Origin of the sequence: Helicobacter anseris (assembly GCF_003364335.1) — a bacterium.
Taxonomy (GTDB): Bacteria; Campylobacterota; Campylobacteria; order Campylobacterales; family Helicobacteraceae; genus Helicobacter_H; species Helicobacter_H anseris.
Genome location: NZ_NXLX01000002.1, coordinates 74153 through 92488 on the forward strand (window position 1 = coordinate 74153; position 18336 = coordinate 92488).

Below are 18336 nucleotides of genomic sequence, written 5' to 3' on the forward strand. Positions count from 1 at the left end.
TACATACATATAATATTTCATTTTATCATATTTTAAGTAAGTTTAAGCAAGTATCATTCCGGCTTCATATAAGAAAATAGAGGGAGCATATTCTATATTTTTAAGAGCATCTTTTTTGGCATAAGATAAAAAAAGTTTTTCTTTAGCACGAGTTACTGCTACATAAAAAAGTCTTCTCTCCTCTTCAAGACTCCCACCTTTTTGCATTAGCTTTGTATTTGGGAATCTTCCATCCATAAGATCAATAACATAAACTTCCTTAAATTCCAATCCCTTAGAGGCATGTATAGAGAGGAGATTTACACCGCTGCCTTGCGTTGCTTCAGAGGAACCCAAAATCATTGCATTAAGAAATTTTCCTATATGATCATATTGCTTAGCAAGATTATGAAGCAATAAAATCTTTCTATCAATCTTTTCCATTGCCTCATCTTTCCTTTTTAAATCAAAACTACCATCTTTATTTTTGGCTCTTTCTTTAGCAAAAACCTCTTTGATATTTTGATAAAAAGGACTTTGAGAGATTTGATGAATTAAAATTTTAGGATCCCTTTCTTGATGAAGTTCTTTAAAAAGATGATAAAAATCTTGTAAAAACAATGCGCTTTCTTTATTGAACTTTGGATGTGAAAGTATAGGGTGTGAGGCAAAATCACTTGTTAAATGTGCATTAAACCTCTCTACTTTTTCAAGTTGTAAAAAATCATCAAAAAGCCCTAATTGCGTATTTTTTGTTTTTGTATGGTAGGCTTTTTTGTCATTTGGTCTTAAGATTCCATCTTTAATATTTCCATCCCCTAGAATCAAAAATGCCTCACAGATATCTTTTGCCACAGAATTTCCAATCATAGAACCATAGCTAAGAATATGAATAAATGCCATCATATCTTTACTATTAAATAAAAGTGAGCAGATATCAAGCATTAAAGCCACTTCTTTTGCATCAAAAAAACTTAACCCACCTTTACGCTTTGATGGTATGCCAAGCTCCCTTAAACTTGCTTCACACCCATCAGCAGAAGCATTGTTTCTAAAAATAATTGCCACTTCTTCAAGATTGGGATTTCCTGTAGCAATCCTTTTTGCAATTTCTTGATATTGCAAAAAAAGCTCATCATAAATCAAAAGTTTTGGAGGAGTAAAATCCCCTGTTTTAATAACTTCTAGTTTTTTTGGATAGATTCTCTCATTTTTTTGTATGACACGATTAGCAAGATCTAAAATATACTCACTAGAACGATAATTTTTACTTAGAGTAAAAACTCTAGCGTCTTGATATTTTTGAGTAAAATTTGCAATGATACTAATATCTGCACCATTAAAAGCATAAATACTTTGATCATAATCCCCTACGCAAAAAAGGCTTTGTGGATTTAGTGCATCAAGTATAGAATCTTGCAAGGGATTTGTATCTTGATATTCATCACACAAAACTTCCTTATAGGCAATAGGATTATTTTGCATTGCTTCTTTGTAAAGCAATAATAAATCATTATAATCTGCGTAATTAAAACTTTTTTTTAAGGCATCAAATTCATCAAAAATTCCCTCATATATCATTAGAAATTGTAGTTGATCGGGATTTTTTGTCTCAAGCCATTGCTCAAAATTTTGATTTTTTGAAGCATTCAAAAACAAAGAATAAATATCATAAAGATATTGTGCGGAATAAGGTTGTGTATTATCCTTGCTAGAAAATACTCTCTTTTCAACAATGCTTTTAAAAAGTATCTTTAATTCTCTTGGTTGCTTTAAAATAATATTATTTTTTTCTTTAAGGTATTTATATGCATTAGCGTGAAATGTCCCAGCCTGAATGCTTTTTGCCTTTTTTTCTCCAAATTTTTTTGCAACTCTTGCAATCATTTCTTCTGCAGCCTTATTGGTAAAGGTAAGGAGCAATATTTCTTCTGGCTCAATATTGTTTTCAAACAAAAAAGCAATCCTACCAACAATCGTGGAAGTTTTTCCTGTCCCAGCAGAAGCGATGATAAGATTGTGTCCAAATGGAGCTTTGGCAGCTTGACTTTGTTCAAAATTTAGATTAGATAAAGGCATTCTTTCCCCAACTTCTTTTGATGGTATTTTAACAAAATCATTTTTTAAAGATAAATTTTTAAATTGTTAATTTTTTGTAAATAAATTGTTAAAAAGTTATAAAAAGTATTATAATGATAATTGTTATTATTTTTTATAAGGAGTAAATTATGAATATAAAAATACTGAGAAACATATGCATTTACCAAGCTCTTATGGGTTGTCTTTTTGCTGAAAATGAACTTATTTTAGAAAACATTTTTACTCAAGACAAGGAAATAAAAGAATCTACAAACTGGCAAAGTGAAGATATAAAAAATTATGCAGGAAGTAGATCTATCATTTCAAATCAACAATTAAGCAAAACTGGTAAAAACACTCTTGATGCAGCATTGCAGAGCACTCCGAGTGTGCAGATAAGAGATTATTCGGGTATTGGCATATTACCAAAACTCCAATTTAGAGGGTTTGGGGGTGCTGGCAATGGTCATAGCAATACAGGAATGATACTACTTGATGGATTTAATGTATATGGAGCACCCTATTCTAATATAGAATTAGCACTTTTTCCTGCAACCTTTCAGATGATAGATCATATTGATATTATTAGAGGTGGCATGAGTGTTCAATATGGCCCTAATACTTTTAGTGGAGTATTAAATTTTATTAGTAAAGAAATACCAAAAGAATGGGAAAATCAAATCACGCAACGCATTACTTTTTGGGAAAAAGATACACAAAATACTACAAATGTAAGAAATAATATGCTTTATGATACCTATCTTAGAAGCGGGGGTATGATCAACAACTCCTTTGGCATTCAAATGCAAGCAAATATTATAGGAGGAGAAAGTTTTAGAGAAAATAGCAAAAGCAATGTAAAAAATTTTACTTTAGATACACTTTATAAAATCAATGAGAATCATAAAATAAAAGGATTCTTACAATACTATGATTATTTAGCAAATGATGCCGGAAGCCTTTCAATAACAGCCTACAACACCAATCGCTTTGCGAATCTCAGACCTTATAATCTAGCTAGTGGATCTGCAAAACGCTTAGGACTAAGCTATCTTGCATATTTTGGAAATAACGAAAGATTTAATGGTAGTTTTGAAACAAAATATTATCTCCATGATGTAACCAGAGATTTTAGGATTGATGATTTGTATAATAGTGTAGATTTTAGCAAGAAGCCAACTAAAATTACAGACAATATTAGAAATTTTCTTGTTAATAATCTTGAAGTAAAAACCAACCTATTTAACAAAATAAACTCCATTTTAACTCAAAATATTCTTATTGGAATGAGATATTTAAGAGAAGATATTTCTTCTTTTTCTTATACCACTGCACTAGCCACACAAACAATCACCAAAAATCCAACAAGCCTCTATCACAATAATTTTCTTGCCTTTTATATTGGAGATGAAATAAAGTTATGGGATAAACTCAGCATCAATCCTGGATTGCGTTATGAATTTTTGGATTATACGCAAACAGATACAATCAAACATCGCTATGCCAACAAATTTAATCCAGCAATAAGCATAACCTATACTCCGATTAACTCTGTAATTCTTTATACCAATTATCAAAAAAGTTTCCTACCACCTCAAATGGGGGATATCACAGGAACTAATTTTGATAGCATTACCACTTTTCAAAATATGGAGCTTGGAAGCAGATATCTATGGAAAAATTACTTAAGCGTAGGTTTAAATTATTTTGCAATTTTTGCAGATGATTATAGAATAGGAAAATTTAGCACTGATAGTGGAATCTCTGCACTATCACAAGGTGTAGAATTTGAAATTTTTGCTCAAATATTAAAAGATTTAAACTTGCATTTTGCTTATGCCTTTAATGACGCAAAAGTAAGTAATCATACAATCAACAATGGGGTTGATATTTATCACAAATTCTTACCTTATGTATCGCCACATCATTTTAGTTTTGATATAACCTATAAGATTCCAAATATTGGCACCCTTGGAGCTTCTGGGTTTTACTATACAAAAAGCTATACGGATATCCTAAATACCATTGATGAAGATAGCAATGGGAAAGCAGGAATGTTACCTGCTTATTTTGTCTTTAATATGCAATTTAGCAAAACCCTTTGGAAATATCAAAAACAAAAAATTGATGCCTCATTTTCTATCAATAATCTTTTTAATGAAAAATATTATTTTAGAGGTATTGGCACAAGCCCTATTGGAAGACAGCCTGCAGCAGGTAGATCTGTAAGTTTTTGTATAAGTTATCTTTTTTAAAAAATTCTATTTTCTAAAGAATGGATTTGAGCAACTAGCAGTGCAAAATCATATTTTGCTTGGGCAATATTTGTGCGTGCATTATTTAACAAGAGTTCTGCATCAATAAGTTCTGTGTAAGTAGCTATGCCTTGTGCATAGCGGTTATTTACAATTTTATAATTTTCTTCTGCCTGCTCAAGAGTATTTATATTGATCATATATTGCTCTTTTGCAAATGCTAGGTTTTTTATCAAATCTTCAAGACTTAATAAAAGATTTCTTTTAAATGTCTCGATTTTATTTTGCAAAGAAAATGTATAAATTTTTGATGCTTGATACTTATTAGAATCTCTTAGCCCATTAAAAAGATTCCAAGTTGCATTAAGGCGTATTTGACTCTGCAAACCATAGCTTGTTGAAATTACATTATTACCATCTATGTACCAAAATTTTGTCCCACTAAGATCAAGAGATGGTAAAAAACTTCCAAAATCACTTTTGTTTTGCAATTTTGCAGAATCTAAAGAAGAGATAAGTGCTAAATACTGTGGATTTTGATTTAGAATGTTTTGAAATATTTCTTGTGTGTTAAAATCTTCTTGAATATCCACTTGAATATCCTCTAGATTCTCAAAATCAATCTCTACTTTTAAAAGCTGTTTTAATATTTCTTTTTGATATTTGAGATTTAATTCTGTATTTTTTATACTCAAAATGGTATTTGCAAGTAAAATTTCCATACTCAAAGATTCGTTTTTTGCACGGATTCCTTGTCTTACAAATTGCTGGGCTTTATTTTTTTGCAATTCTATATTCTTTTTTCTCTCTTCTAAAATTTTTAATAATGCTTGAGATTGCAAAATACTTATATAAGCACTTTTTGTTTTTAGAGCAATATCTACTTGAGTTTTTTCTAAATTATATTGCAAGGTTTTTATATTTTGCTTAGATTGTAAAATCGCATAATAGTCCTTTAGACCATTAAAAAGATTGTAATTAAACTTGATATTAAGACTATTGAGCATATAGTGATTAGAATTGCTTGGTATGTTATAACTTAGAGTATATCCAGCATCAATGCTTGGCATTAGATTTGCATAATTTGCCTTATTTAAATATTCTCCTTGTTTTTTTAGCATTTCTTGCTCTTTTATGTCACTACTGTGTTGCAATGCAATATGAATAGCTTGTGTAATATCCAATGCATCAACAAAACAAAATAAAAATAGAATCAAAAAATATTTTTTCAATGATTTTTCCTTATGCTAAGCATTAGTAATGCAGGAATAATTAAAATTGTAATAATAGTAGAAAAAATAATACCACCAATCAATACAGCACCAAGTCCTCGATAAATCTCACTTCCATCACCACCAAATAATACAAGAGGAATAAGTGCTAACACACTAGTAAACATACTCATATAAATAGGTGCCAATCTGCTTTGAGTGGCATTTAAAATAGCTTCTTTAGTTTTTTGATGATATTCTTTAAGGTTGATAAGTGTTTGATAAACAATAAGAATAGCATTATTCACCACACTGCCAACCAAAATAATAAAACCAAGCATTGTCAGAATATCAAGATTTTGTTTTGCAATAAACTTATCCACTAAATATAAGCCCAAAAGCCCCCCTGTTGTAGCAAGAGGAACGGTTAAAATAATAATAAGAGGATATAAAAAATTACCATATAACGCACATAGGATTAAATATGTAATAACAATTGCCAAAATAAATCCATCTAAAAGTTCTATTTTTAACTTTTGTAATTTTCCTGCGCTTCCAGAGAGCGTAATATCATTTTTATCTTCTTTTGCAAGAGGTTTGATAATTTCTTGTTGCAAGATCTCAGAAATCTTTTCAATAGGGGTGTCATCTTTTGTATTTAAAATTAAAAGTAGATTCCTTTTTTGTTCAAAATGCCTAATTCTTGCTACCCCATACTCATTCTTAATTGTTGCAAGAGATCCTATTGGCACAATCCCTCCATTAGGAGTATAAATCTGAGAATATAAAATATCCTCTGGGGAAGTTTGATTTTCCCCTTTGATATTTTGCTTAGAATCTAAAATCATATCTAGCAATTTCCCATCTTCTCTAAAATCTCCTACATTTTTACCCTTAAGCATTACTTCTGTAATTGTCCCAAAACTTTGCATATTTAAACCATTTAATGCAAGTGCATTACCATCAGGATAGAGATTTATTTCATGATTATTAGCATCCAAAGAAGGAATGATTCTTATACTCACATTAGGCAATTTTTCTTTAATAAGATCTATAATTTTTTGCGCACTTGCACTTAGAGAATCAAGATTGGATCCAGTTATATTGATATCAATACTAGAGCTTGAAGCACCACTAAAAATCTCTTGTTGTAAAATTACTCCCTTAAGATTGGGAACAGAATCAATACTTTCTTGAGCATAACGCATAAGCTCTTTGATTCTAGATGGATTATTTGCTATAAGATAAAAATAGATATTTTCCCCAGCACTAATAAAAAAATCTTTAATCAATGGAACTTCATCCTGATCGCTATGATTAGGATTTGTAATCAAAAAAGGTTGAAATTTAGATTTTAAAATTTTAACCATATGCTCCTTTTCTTGCAACGAAAGACCAGAAGGGATGCTCAAATAAGCAATAGCAAAGTTTTGGTTTCCCTTAGGCAAATAATCTGTTTTAGGAAATGCCATAAAACTAAACCATCCACACATTCCAATAAAAATAACCACACTAGCAATTTGCCTAATTGTAGTTTTTGTGCAAAAATCTACACTCTGCATTATTTTAGATGATAGGAATTGACCCAATTTTTCAATCAATAAACTAATTTTATTTTCTTCTTTTTGTGTATAAAATCTTTTTAAAACTACATATAAAAATGTAGGAATAATAAAAAGACATATAAGTAGAGAAATACCAATAGAACTTGATGCTGCAACAGCAATATCTACAAAAAGTTTTCCAGCATCGTCTTTTAAAAAAATGATAGGAATAAAAATAGCAAGGGTAGTAATAGTAGAGGCAAATAACGCACCAGTAACCTCGTATGTACCTACAACACAAGCTTTGAATAAATCTTTTTGAATCTTAATGTGTCTTAAAATGTTTTCAAGCACTACAATAGCACTATCAATAATCATACTTATAGCAAAGGAAACGCCAGCAAGCAAAATAACATTTAAAGTCCTATCAAAAGCCCCAAGAAATATAAAAGAACCAATAACACTAAGAGGTATCACAATGATTACCACCAACAAAGGGGTAATTTTTCTTAAAAAAACTAGCAATACTGCCGTTGCTAACACAATACCTAGTAAAATATTTTCTTTAACCAACTTAATGGAAGAAAGAATATATTGTCTTTGATCCCTACCCCAATCAATCACCAATCCTCGTTTTTCTAAAAAATTTTCATTAAGATAGTGTGTGGTTTGCTCAATTTTATTTGTAAGCTCTAAAATACTAGCATCAGCTGTGGGTCGTATCTGAATGGATATTGTTTGATTGTTATTGTGAAAATTATAGCTTGAAATTTTTTCATAATCTTGATGGATAGTAGCCAAATCTTTCAAAAAAATATTTTTATGACGCATGGTTTTTATGATCGTATTACCAATAGAATCTAAACTATCATATTCGCCTATACTTGAGATTCTATAGTTGCGTTGTGCAAAATCAATACTTCCTGCAGAAATATTAAGATTTTGTTTTTTTATACTAGAAATAACTTCATCAATTGTAATGTGATAGAAAGCAAGTTTTTGTGTATCTAAAGTAATATATACTTGTTTATTTACCCCACCACTTACATACACTTCCCCTACTCCATTGATACGCTCATAATATTTGATAATATCTTCTACAATAAAGTTTCTAAAATGATTTACATCTTGATTAGAATCTAAAGTTTTTACAAATAGATACACAGATATTGGGACATTTTCGCCTGTAGTTTTAATAATAGGCTTACTTACTTCTGATGGATAACCCCTCACTTCATCAAGCTTAGAACTCACATTAAGCAAAGCTGTTTTCATATCTGTATCAATATCAAATTCTAAAGTAATGATAGACATTCCCTGTCTTGATGTAGAAGTAAGGCTTAAGAGATTTGGAATATTTTTTAGATATTTTTCTTGTTTATCTGTAATTTCTTTTTCAATTTCATAAGGAGGAGCACTATTCCAGGATGTATAAACCGTAATAACAGGTCTTGATACTTGTGGCAAAAGCTGATAGGGCATTTTATTAAGAGCTAAGATTCCAAAAAGCAATAAAAAAACACTAAAAACAAAAACCCCTACAGGATTTTTTAAACAATATTTAATCCAATTTTTCATTGAACTTCTTTTACTTCACTTCCATCTTCAAGCCTATCTTGACCTCTTAGCACAATCTTCTCTCCAGCTTGCATTGCACCTTGTATTAAGGCATTATTCCTATTGATAGATAAAATTTCAATAGGAATCCATACGGCCTTATTTTTTCGAATCACAAAAACACTAGATCTGCCTTTATGTTGAATAATACTATCTCGAGGTATCAAAAATCCTGTATTTTGTTTTCCCACGTTAAGCATTACAGAGGCAGACATTCCATCAAGAAGCATTTCATTGCTTTTTATTTTTATATATGCAGGAAAATTTCTTGAATTTGCATCTGCTTTAGGTATAAGCGCTATCACATTACCATTATAGTTTTTATTATTTATATTAACCCTTACCTTCTGATCAACTGCAAGATGATTTATCATAAAGCTAGGAATATCTGCAACTACTTCTATATTTTTTGTATCAAGAATCTGACAAATTGTTTGACCAACGCTTACCCATTCTCCCTTATGTGCCTTTTGCTCTACAACAACTCCATCAAAAGGAGCATAAACTGTTTTATGACCTAAATCTAAAATAGACATCTCCAACTCTGCTTGAAGTGCCAATATATTTGCCTCTTGTGATTTTACATCATATTCAATATTCTCATATTGTTGCAATGGGATTGATTGTGTTTCAAGCAGATTTTTATAACGCTCTAATTCCTTTTTTTTATTTTCTAGTATATAACGAGCTTGATCAAGTTTTGCCTGCTTGATGATGATATCTTTTTGTAAAAACTCCTCATTAAGACTTAATAATTTCTCACCCTTTTTTACCTTTTGTCCAAGCCTAAAATAAATCTCCTCCACTACTCCACTAGATTGTGAAGCGATATTTGCAAATTCTTTAAAAACGACATTACCCAAAAAACTTTCTTCTTGCTGCAAAGTTCCTGTCTTTAACACCACAGTATTTACTGCGATTGGCTTTGCAAACATAAGCACAAAAAATGCAGAAAAAATCCATACACTTCTAATCATTCTTCTGTAACTTTTAAAATTTTTTGTAAAGTTTTAATAAACACCTCTTTTTCTTCATCACTAATGGCATCTTTTATTTTTTTTGTAAAACTATTTCTTTGATTTTTAATTTGACTTAATTTCTCTTGTCCCATCTGACTTAATTGAATCTTATTGCTTCTCTTATCTGTAGGAGTAATTTCTCTCTCAACAAGATTCTTGTGTTCTAGGGCTTTTATAGTCCGAGAAATCGTTGCTTTATCTTTTTCAAACAATAAGGCTATTTGATTTACTCCAAGAGCACCTTGTGATTGCAACAAAAATAAAATACCTGCTTGCTCAAAACCAATATCAAGATTTTTTAGATTCTTTGTAACGGAGATACGCATCTGTTTTGCGACAAAAAAGAGAATCTTGATTAAATCTTCATCTTGATATTTTTCAATCATTTTTATCTGTTCGATTATTGTTTGAGGTTTTTGTTTTGAAGCATTGGTCTTTTTCATAATTTCTTAAATTTTATAATTCCTAGTAATTTTAGACTTTTTTAAGATTTAAATCTTCGCACAATTATAACAAAAAAATGTTGTTATAATTACACACTTGGTATAGCAGGTGATTGCTCAATTTTTGAGAGGAAAGTCCGAGCTACAGAGACAGGATTCCATTTAACAAATGGCTAGCGTAAGCTAAGGGAAAGTGCAACAGAAAATAACCGCCATTGTCTCAATGGTAAGGGTGAAAAGGTGAGGTAAGAGCTTACCGAAGCAAAAGTAATTGAGCTTGACAATGTAAACCCAATCCGTAGCAAAAAGAGTATGGTTAGCGTCTCAAATACAAAACTCTTTGCTTGAGCCTTATTGTGAAATAAAGCCTAGATAAATAATCACCCAACGACAGAACTCGGCTTATCGCTATGCCAAAAAATTTTATTCTCAATCTTAGGATTTTAATGCAAAAAATTCCACATATACCTGTTTTGCTCAATGAAGTTTTAGATATATTTGCCTCAATCAAAGAAGGAATTATTATTGATTGCACTCTTGGATTTGGTGGTCATACAAAAGCTTTGCTTGAGCAAAACAAAAATATTAAGATTATTGGAATTGATAGAGATGCAGATGCAAGAAATTTCAATCAAGAATTTTTAATCCAATACAAAGATAGATTTGAGTGTTTTGCAGGAAATTTTGGAGATTCTATAAAAATTTTAATTGATAGATACGGCAATCAAATCAAAGGAATACTAGCAGATATCGGCGTAAGCTCTTTTCAGATTGATACGCCACATAGAGGCTTTGGATTTGAAAGCGATATCTTAGATATGCGTATGGATAGGGAAAAAAATCTTGATGCAAAATATATCCTCAATCACTATGGTGCATATGATTTAGAAAATATTTTTAGAAATTTTGGAGAACTTAAAGAAGCTAAAAAGCTTGCATCTCTAATCATTCAAGAGCGTAATAAACAAGAATTTCTCTATGCTAAAGATTTTAATTCTTTCTTGAAAAAATATTTCAAAAATCCAAAAATATTACCACTTGTATATCAAGCCATAAGAATTGAAGTCAATCAAGAATTAGAAGAATTGCAAAAATTACTCACATATAGCAGTGATTTAAGAGATGTAATTTTATGTATCATTACTTTTCACTCTCTAGAAGATCGTATGGTAAAACAAGCTTTCAGGGATTTTTCCCAAAGCTGTATCTGCCCTAAAGAATCTTTTAAATGCACTTGTGGAGACAATCATCAAAAAGGCTTTTTACTCACAAAAAAACCCTTAATTGCCGCAAAAGAGGAACTTAAAGCAAACTCAAGAGCAAGAAGTGCCAAACTTAGAGCTTTCTACTTCCAATAAAATTATCAAAATTAAGAAAAAGTCGATATAATCAAAGAATTTTACCTATTTTTAAGGATTTTATTTGAACAAAAAATTTTTTGGTAGTGCGATTTTGGGACTTTGTTTTTTATCTAATATAGATGCCAATGATACAAATCTAGAAAAATTAAATATTTATAATTTACAAGGATCTTGCACTCTGTTTGGGAAATGTAAAAGCATCTCAGCAACATCAGAAAGTGGCAAAACTTATTATGTTACTAATGCTGGTAAAGATGGGAAAGGAGATAGTCTTGATTGGTGGCAAAGTTATCAAGCAGGAGGTGGAGGAGGCAATGGAGAGTATTATTTTAGTCTTGATGCAAAACAAAATGATCTCATTTTTGGAAAAAATGCAAAAGAAAATCCATCAAAAACAGGGACAATCAAATTAAATGATTCGGGAGTGAATGTATATTCAAGTCTTGAGGTTAAAGCTAAAAATATCTATATTGGTGGCAGTATTCTAATGGCACATGATAGCACAGGATTTAAGCTAGGATTTAGTGCCACAGAAGATATCATATCTGATGCAACATTTGACATTAGAGGAACTACCGCAGGCACTACTGCTGGTAACCTCATACTCAAAGCAAATAATTTTACCTCTACGGGAACTATCAATTTAAATGGGGATTCTACGCATTTAGGACAGCTGTTAGATGTAAGTCAAGTAACCAATAAAGTAGTGATTGAAAATCTAAATGCTACTCGTGGTAATATCAAAGCAAATACTGATTTTAATATCACTAATCTTTTAATAAAAACTACAGACTTCAACCCAACAACAGATATCATAGGAAATAACAACACTAATTTCAAGATCACCAATCTTGAGATTTTTGCAGGATGGGGTGCTACCACAAAAGCTACTGCGAGTTTTCAATCAGGAAAAAGCCTAGAAATCACAAAAGCAAAAATTTCAGATTGGTCAAATTTAGATGCAAGTAGTGTGGATAAAGTTGTGATTGACACCCTGGAATCTTCTTATGCAACGATAAAGGCTAAGGATACTCTAGAAATCAAAAATGCGACTTTTAGCAATAACGAAACCTATCTTTATGCCAAAGATACAAATATTGGTAATATCACCTTTAATGATGGAGCAAAGCTTTATGTCAAATCAGGAGAAACACTCACAGCAGAAAATCTGACAATGCACAATGGTTCTTGGCTTGTAGCTCAAGATGGAAATGGCTCTGCCATGACAAAAGATACCACTATCAAACAAATTACCTTTGATAATTCTAGAATCTATGCCAATAATCTCACAACAGATAGCATTACCATCAACAATAACGCAGGTATTTATCTCAAAGATTCTACTAGCACTTACACCAACAATGGTGATTTGACAATTGCCGATGGTTCAAAACTAGAAATTTATAATGGTAATATGATAAATACTGGTTCTTTGAATTTTTCTCTTAAGCCGAGCAACACCACTCTCATTGATGTGAAAAATGGTTATTTCCAATTTAATATGGATGCATCAGAAGAAAGCAAAGAATTTGAAATCACAAATACAAATGATAAAGGTGAAGTTGTGACAGAAACAGTCACGATGAGCATTCCAAAATCTAAAATCAATATCTATACAAGCACCAAAGATTTGATTACAGGATATACCTATACCCTTATCAATGCTTCAGGAGGTATCCAATTCCTCAAAGATGGCAAGGTTTATACAAGCCTAGATTCTGATACTCAATATGGCACAATCCAGCAAGTCTTTGCTCAAAATATCTATTTTTATGATAATCAAGATAACAATCAACCATTAGTAGTGGATTTTACTTCAGATACTACAAATAATACTTTAAGTTTTTCTATTAGAACAACTGGTGTTTATGTAGATATCACACCATACATCAAACCTGGTGTTTGGGGATTTGGAGGCAATGCTGTTTTTGGAATCATGAATGGTGCTGGTGGCTTACACGATAGCTATACACTAACACTTGAACCAAAAACTTCAGATGAAGAATCTACCAAAGGACAAGAAGTCATCTACTATCTAAAAGATTATACTTATCACAATAGCGGAAGTACGACTGCTATTTTTACGGTAGATGCCACTGGTTCTAAATTTGTCTTAGGAAAAAATAGAGAAAGTGCGGGAGAAGGTGGAAAAATTTACATAGGAGATGCGCTTTCTAAATCAACCATGCATATAAAAGCAGATGATATCTATCTTGGAGGTAACATCACTCTTGGTGATGGGGCTCTTATTAGTGGTCATCTAGTGCTTGAAACAACAAAAAAGGAAAATCAAACAAGCTTTATTGGCTCAAATGACAATGATGACACATCAACTATCAATATCAGAAATCACTCAAGCCTAAAAGCTATTGGTGATGTATTTGACTATAAAGGAACTATCAATCTCACTGGTAATGGAACGGTTAGTGATGAAGTAACTCTCAATTTAAGTGGTATTACTGGAAATGAGAAAATTAGCATAGATGATAAGCAATATGATATCTATATACATAAACTTGTTGCTAGAGATGCTAAAAAAACAGGAGATAGCGAACAATCTGGCGGTATCTATGCAAAAAATTTCTATATCGATACCATGGAAATTAAATCAAGCAATAATTCTTATAATGAATTTGTAACAGATATTGGTAGCTCCAAAATCAATACTTTGCATTTTGCAAGTGGCAGTAGTGATGCAGACTCTGCTACACTAAAATTCCATGGTGGAAATCTTGAAGTCAATACTGTGCAATTAGATAATTATGGAAGGCTTGATGTGAGCACTTTATCAGATTTTAAAGTTTTAGATTCTTTAAGTGCTACAAATTCTATCATTACTTTCTCGGATAAATCACAAGAAATTGATATCAAAAAGATTGCAAAATTTGAAAACACTACCTTAACAACTGCACATTTTTCTTCTTTTGGATTAAATATTGCTCCAGATTCTTCATTCTATCAATCCAAAGATGATGAAAATGGATTTGCAAATATTAAACTTACTGGTACTTATGGTATAAAGTCTGGATTTTTAAATACAGGGACAAAAAATATTACTTTTAAAAAATTAAATCATTTAAATATTGAAAATTTAGAGGCTTATACTTGGGGACTATATGGTGGAAATCTTATTTTTAATGAAGTAAAAAATATAGATATTAATAATCTTGTTTTATCTTGGAACTCTTCGGGTGATACTACTTACCCTACTTTTGATTCTACTGGCAGTGAAAATGCAAATATAGTAATTTCAAACTTTAGCTCCACTGGTGGTATTTTTAAAACTGCAAAAACAGGAACATTACAAATTGATAATATCTCTACAACAAAAACTACCTTTGAGACCATTGGTATCAATATAAATAGTATTGATTGGAATGATTGGCAGATAGTAAATAGTGACAATAGTAGCAATAAAATCACGGCAAGTTATAAAGATAGTGGAAGTAATATCACAATTAGTGGCTTATTAAAACCAAATGCTACCTTAAGCTTTAATGGTTCAAGCCTTGATGCTTCAAAGGCTAGATTTGAAGTAGATTCTCAAACTCTTGATAGCACAAAAATAACAGGAAGTGCAACTTTTGCAAGTCTTTATCTCAAAAATGCAACTGCTAATTTTAACAATCTTAATCTTATAAGTGGTGGTGAGCTAAGTTATTCTGGTAATAGCAAAATAACTATCAATGGTAACTTTGAGGTTAAAGGAGTTGTAAATTTCTTTTTAGATGGAAGCACGCTTAATCCAATCAAAGTAAATGGCACTACAAATATTTACTTTGATTCCCAAATGGATGATAGTGGTAATTATCAATCCATTTTCAATATATATAATCTTTCTGGATTAAAAGGTTTAGCCATAGGAACAACATACACACTACTCTCTTCTCAAGGAGGTATCACCTATCATTATACCAATCAATCAGGAGAGGCTTCTAGTGGGAATGATTTGGGATATAGAGCAAATATGCTAGATAGAATAGGCTTTTTTGAAACTCAAGGAAGCAATAGAATTGATAATGACACTACCTTTAATTACAATGGAATCATCATTACAAAAATAGCAGATGCAACATCCCTTGGTTTTAAAATTGATACACAAAGTAGCTTAAACCCTTATGATAAAAATAGAATTGAGTATTGGTTTTACAGAAAAGGTGGCAAAGAATGGATAGATGCTATTAGCTCTATAGGCAGTGATGTTATGGATGCATTCCAAGAGCTAATGATTACAAAAAATAATGTAATTTGGGCAAACGATGTCATTACCCCACAAAATTTAGATTATTTTTTAAAAGTAGGACAAGCCATACAAGATGCTGCTGATCAAATGGGTTCAATAGATAGAAAATCAAGCACAATTGATGCAGTGAGACTTGCTACAGATGTAAATAGAAGTAGCAGGCTTGTCAAATTAAGCTCTACAATAAAAAGTGACAATCACTTCGCAAGCGTAATTAAAAGACTGCAAAATCAATCTTTTGCAGAGAATGATATACAAGAAGACACTCAAAGAAGCTTATCATCAATCTATCAACATGGGATGCGAGATGAGTATAAAAATAATGTTTGGGCAACTGCCATAGGTGCAGCAAACTTTGTTCAAGGTGGAAATGGAACATTATATGGAATCAATGTGGGGTATGATAGATTTATAGAAAATGTTATTGTTGGGGGATATGTAGCTTATGCGTATAGCTCTTATTATGGTGATTTGATACAAAATAATGCCAATAATCTCAACTTTGGATTCTATACAAGAGCCTTTGTAGGTGATAATGAGTTTGACGTAACTATGAGCGAAACAATTGGTTGGAATCAAGAATTTATCAATTCTAAAGAAATTATCACAAAACAACTTAATCAAAAATATGACTATAACTCCTATATCACTAATGTCAATTTTAATTATGGATATTTGTTCTACTTACAAGAAAAAAGTATGGTTTTTAAACCTCAAGTGGGACTAAGCTATTTTTATATCGCAAATTCAAGTATCAATGGGCAAACAAGTGAGATGTTTTATCAAGATTTATTGGCTCAAGTAAATGCGGATAATAAACATGTCTTAGCGCTCAATTTTGCTTTAGAAACTAGAAAATATCTTGATGAAAATTCTTATTGGTATATTGTTGCTGGAACCTCTCAGGATGCATTGGTATATACACAAGGAGATGAGTCGGTAAGATTTGTAGGAAATAATATTTTAAATTACCAAAAAGCTAGTGCTAAAAATTTAAGACTTTTATTGACTATTGGTGGAGAAATGGAGGTTTATAAAAGAACTTTTATAAACTTTGGTTTAGGGTCTAAATTAGGATTATTTTACAAAGATATAGGTATTAGTGGTAATATCGGGGTAAGATATATTTTCTAACCCCTTCTTTTAAGATTAAAATGTATATTTAAGCTCTAATCTTGTTTTAACCAAATCCAAATCTCCAATATAAAATGCACTTTGTGCGGATACTTCAAGTTGCTTAGTAAAATTATATTTGATAGACGGAGTAATTTCCAATAGCTTTACATCAATTGGTTTAGAACTGGTTGTAAGGTAAAAATTATTATTTCCTGTTATGTATGCAATATCTAAACTAATCTTTATGGGATATTTGAAACCATATTCTGTCGCAAAGTATGCCACTTGTATATCTGTATTTTTTTTGCTCCCAGAGCTTAAAACACCAAAACCTTCATAAGTCGCTGTAAAATTGCTATACCACATTTTTCCACCAACATCAATTCCACCCTTAGAGGTTAAAGATACTCCATAGCCGTCACCAAAACTTCCCAAATATCCAACTTTTAACCCAAATTTATCATATTTATAGCTTATAAGTAAATTATAAATACCTCTAAACATTGCTTGATCTTTTAAAGTATTGTGAAAATCACTTGTGATATTTGATCCCCTATTGCCTCCAAGCAAAAGATTTGGTGTGTGGTTAATGTTTGCTGTTGAAACTTGTGCCTTAAATGTAAAGTTTCCAAAATCTGTTTTCATATTATAAGTTGTATCTGCAAAAAATAGCAAATTAATAAAATTTAGTGCATTTGCAGCATAGATATTAAAATCCATATTATAAAGATTCTTTCCACTTATACCCAATATAAACAAATCATTTCCTATGCCTATTGCTGCAGCATCTTGATTTGTTCCAATACTACTACCGCTTGAAGTTTTTAAGTTACTTCTTCGAAATACATACCCCAAAGTATCACTCATCCAACTATCTGCGTAATGAAAAAAATAATTTATGTTATTGTGTTTAAGACTTGCTTCAAATCCTGTAGATAAGTCTAAATTTTTATCACTAAATGGAGAAACAATATTCATTTTTCCAAGTTTTGCATTAAAACTCATTATTTCTGTTTTGATGTTTTTACTTGCATAAAAATTACTAATACCAAATCTATCAGAAAAATTTCCATTATACGCAGTGCCTCTAGAGCCTTGCACTGCTCCATGTGTGCTACTTGTATTTGTTGGTGTGCTTGAACCTTGTGAAAATAAAATTCCTCCAGTCACACTATAACCATTTAATTCTCCTGTAGTAACATCAAGTTTTAATCTATATTGTTGCGAGTTTCCTCCAAGATCATTAAAATTACTAAAATGTCTTGCAAAAGCAAAGCCATTAACTTTTGTTCCATTTACAACTTGAGAAACTATAGTTTTAGCATTTGTCTCACCTTGAGCTTCTTTGCTTTGATTCTCAAGCTTTTCTTGCGCTTCTAAACAACTGCTAAGTATAATACCTGATATAAACAATCTTTTCATTGCAATCTCCTTATGGATTTTTTATGCAAAAAAGATTTTATGGGCAG

The 18336-nt window shown here is 31.0% G+C and carries 9 protein-coding genes and 1 other RNA gene; 4 read left to right on the forward strand and 6 right to left on the reverse strand.

The window, feature by feature from the left end; all coding sequences use genetic code 11:
* Positions 1 to 42 precede the first annotated feature (42 nt).
* Positions 43 to 2058: an ATP-dependent helicase gene (locus CQA57_RS01450; protein WP_115578459.1), complete on the reverse strand. Its 2016-nt coding sequence runs from the start codon at positions 2056 to 2058 to the stop codon at positions 43 to 45.
* A 149-nt stretch (positions 2059 to 2207) separates the two neighbouring features.
* Here CQA57_RS01450 and CQA57_RS01455 point away from each other — a divergent pair, with 149 nt between their 5' ends.
* Entirely contained in the window at positions 2208 to 4313 is a 2106-nt protein-coding gene (locus tag CQA57_RS01455; protein ID WP_115578460.1) for a TonB-dependent receptor family protein, read from the forward strand.
* Here the strand turns inward: CQA57_RS01455 and CQA57_RS01460 are convergent.
* The 4 genes from CQA57_RS01460 to CQA57_RS01475 are packed head-to-tail and all read right to left on the reverse strand — an operon-like array spanning position 4310 to position 10147.
* Complete coding sequence (locus CQA57_RS01460) at positions 4310 to 5545, reverse strand: TolC family protein (RefSeq protein ID WP_115578461.1); 1236 nt, start codon at positions 5543 to 5545, stop codon at positions 4310 to 4312. The genes CQA57_RS01455 and CQA57_RS01460 overlap by 4 nt on opposite strands.
* Positions 5542 to 8646: an efflux RND transporter permease subunit gene (locus tag CQA57_RS01465; RefSeq protein ID WP_115578462.1), complete on the reverse strand. Its 3105-nt coding sequence runs from the start codon at positions 8644 to 8646 to the stop codon at positions 5542 to 5544. The genes CQA57_RS01460 and CQA57_RS01465 overlap by 4 nt, the downstream gene beginning before the upstream one ends.
* Complete coding sequence (locus CQA57_RS01470) at positions 8643 to 9662, reverse strand: efflux RND transporter periplasmic adaptor subunit (RefSeq protein WP_115578463.1); 1020 nt, start codon at positions 9660 to 9662, stop codon at positions 8643 to 8645. The genes CQA57_RS01465 and CQA57_RS01470 overlap by 4 nt, the downstream gene beginning before the upstream one ends.
* Positions 9659 to 10147: a MarR family winged helix-turn-helix transcriptional regulator gene (locus CQA57_RS01475; protein ID WP_115578464.1), complete on the reverse strand. Its 489-nt coding sequence runs from the start codon at positions 10145 to 10147 to the stop codon at positions 9659 to 9661. Before CQA57_RS01475 ends, CQA57_RS01470 begins: the two co-directional genes overlap by 4 nt.
* Positions 10148 to 10244: 97 nt before the next feature.
* Here CQA57_RS01475 and rnpB point away from each other — a divergent pair.
* The 3 genes from rnpB (at position 10245) to CQA57_RS01490 (ending at position 16885) form a co-directional block, all read left to right on the forward strand.
* Positions 10245 to 10568: RNase P RNA component class A (rnpB, locus tag CQA57_RS01480), an RNA gene on the forward strand.
* A gap of 25 nt (positions 10569 to 10593) precedes the next feature.
* Complete coding sequence (gene rsmH, locus CQA57_RS01485) at positions 10594 to 11505, forward strand: 16S rRNA (cytosine(1402)-N(4))-methyltransferase RsmH (protein WP_115578525.1); 912 nt, start codon at positions 10594 to 10596, stop codon at positions 11503 to 11505.
* Positions 11506 to 11569: 64 nt separating this feature from the next.
* Positions 11570 to 16885, forward strand: a complete 5316-nt coding sequence (locus CQA57_RS01490) for an autotransporter outer membrane beta-barrel domain-containing protein (protein WP_115578465.1) — start codon at positions 11570 to 11572, stop codon at positions 16883 to 16885.
* 15 nt (positions 16886 to 16900) lie between these two features.
* Here the strand turns inward: CQA57_RS01490 and CQA57_RS01495 are convergent, their stop codons facing one another.
* Positions 16901 to 18289 (reverse strand): hypothetical protein, encoded by a 1389-nt coding sequence (locus CQA57_RS01495; RefSeq protein ID WP_115578466.1) that lies wholly within the window; start codon positions 18287 to 18289, stop codon positions 16901 to 16903.
* Positions 18290 to 18336: the final 47 nt, after the last annotated feature.

Bases quoted from the DNA above. Each gene is read 5' to 3' on its own strand.
- CQA57_RS01450 (WP_115578459.1), bottom strand. From the start codon at position 2,058: ATGCCTTTATCTAATCTAAATTTTGAACAAAGTCAAGCTGCCAAAGCT.
- CQA57_RS01455 (WP_115578460.1), top strand. From the start codon at position 2,208: ATGAATATAAAAATACTGAGAAACATATGCATTTACCAAGCTCTTATG.
- CQA57_RS01465 (WP_115578462.1), bottom strand. From the start codon at position 8,646: ATGAAAAATTGGATTAAATATTGTTTAAAAAATCCTGTAGGGGTTTTT.
- CQA57_RS01470 (WP_115578463.1), bottom strand. From the start codon at position 9,662: ATGATTAGAAGTGTATGGATTTTTTCTGCATTTTTTGTGCTTATGTTT.
- CQA57_RS01475 (WP_115578464.1), bottom strand. From the start codon at position 10,147: ATGAAAAAGACCAATGCTTCAAAACAAAAACCTCAAACAATAATCGAA.
- rsmH (WP_115578525.1), top strand. From the start codon at position 10,594: ATGCAAAAAATTCCACATATACCTGTTTTGCTCAATGAAGTTTTAGAT.
- CQA57_RS01495 (WP_115578466.1), bottom strand. From the start codon at position 18,289: ATGAAAAGATTGTTTATATCAGGTATTATACTTAGCAGTTGTTTAGAA.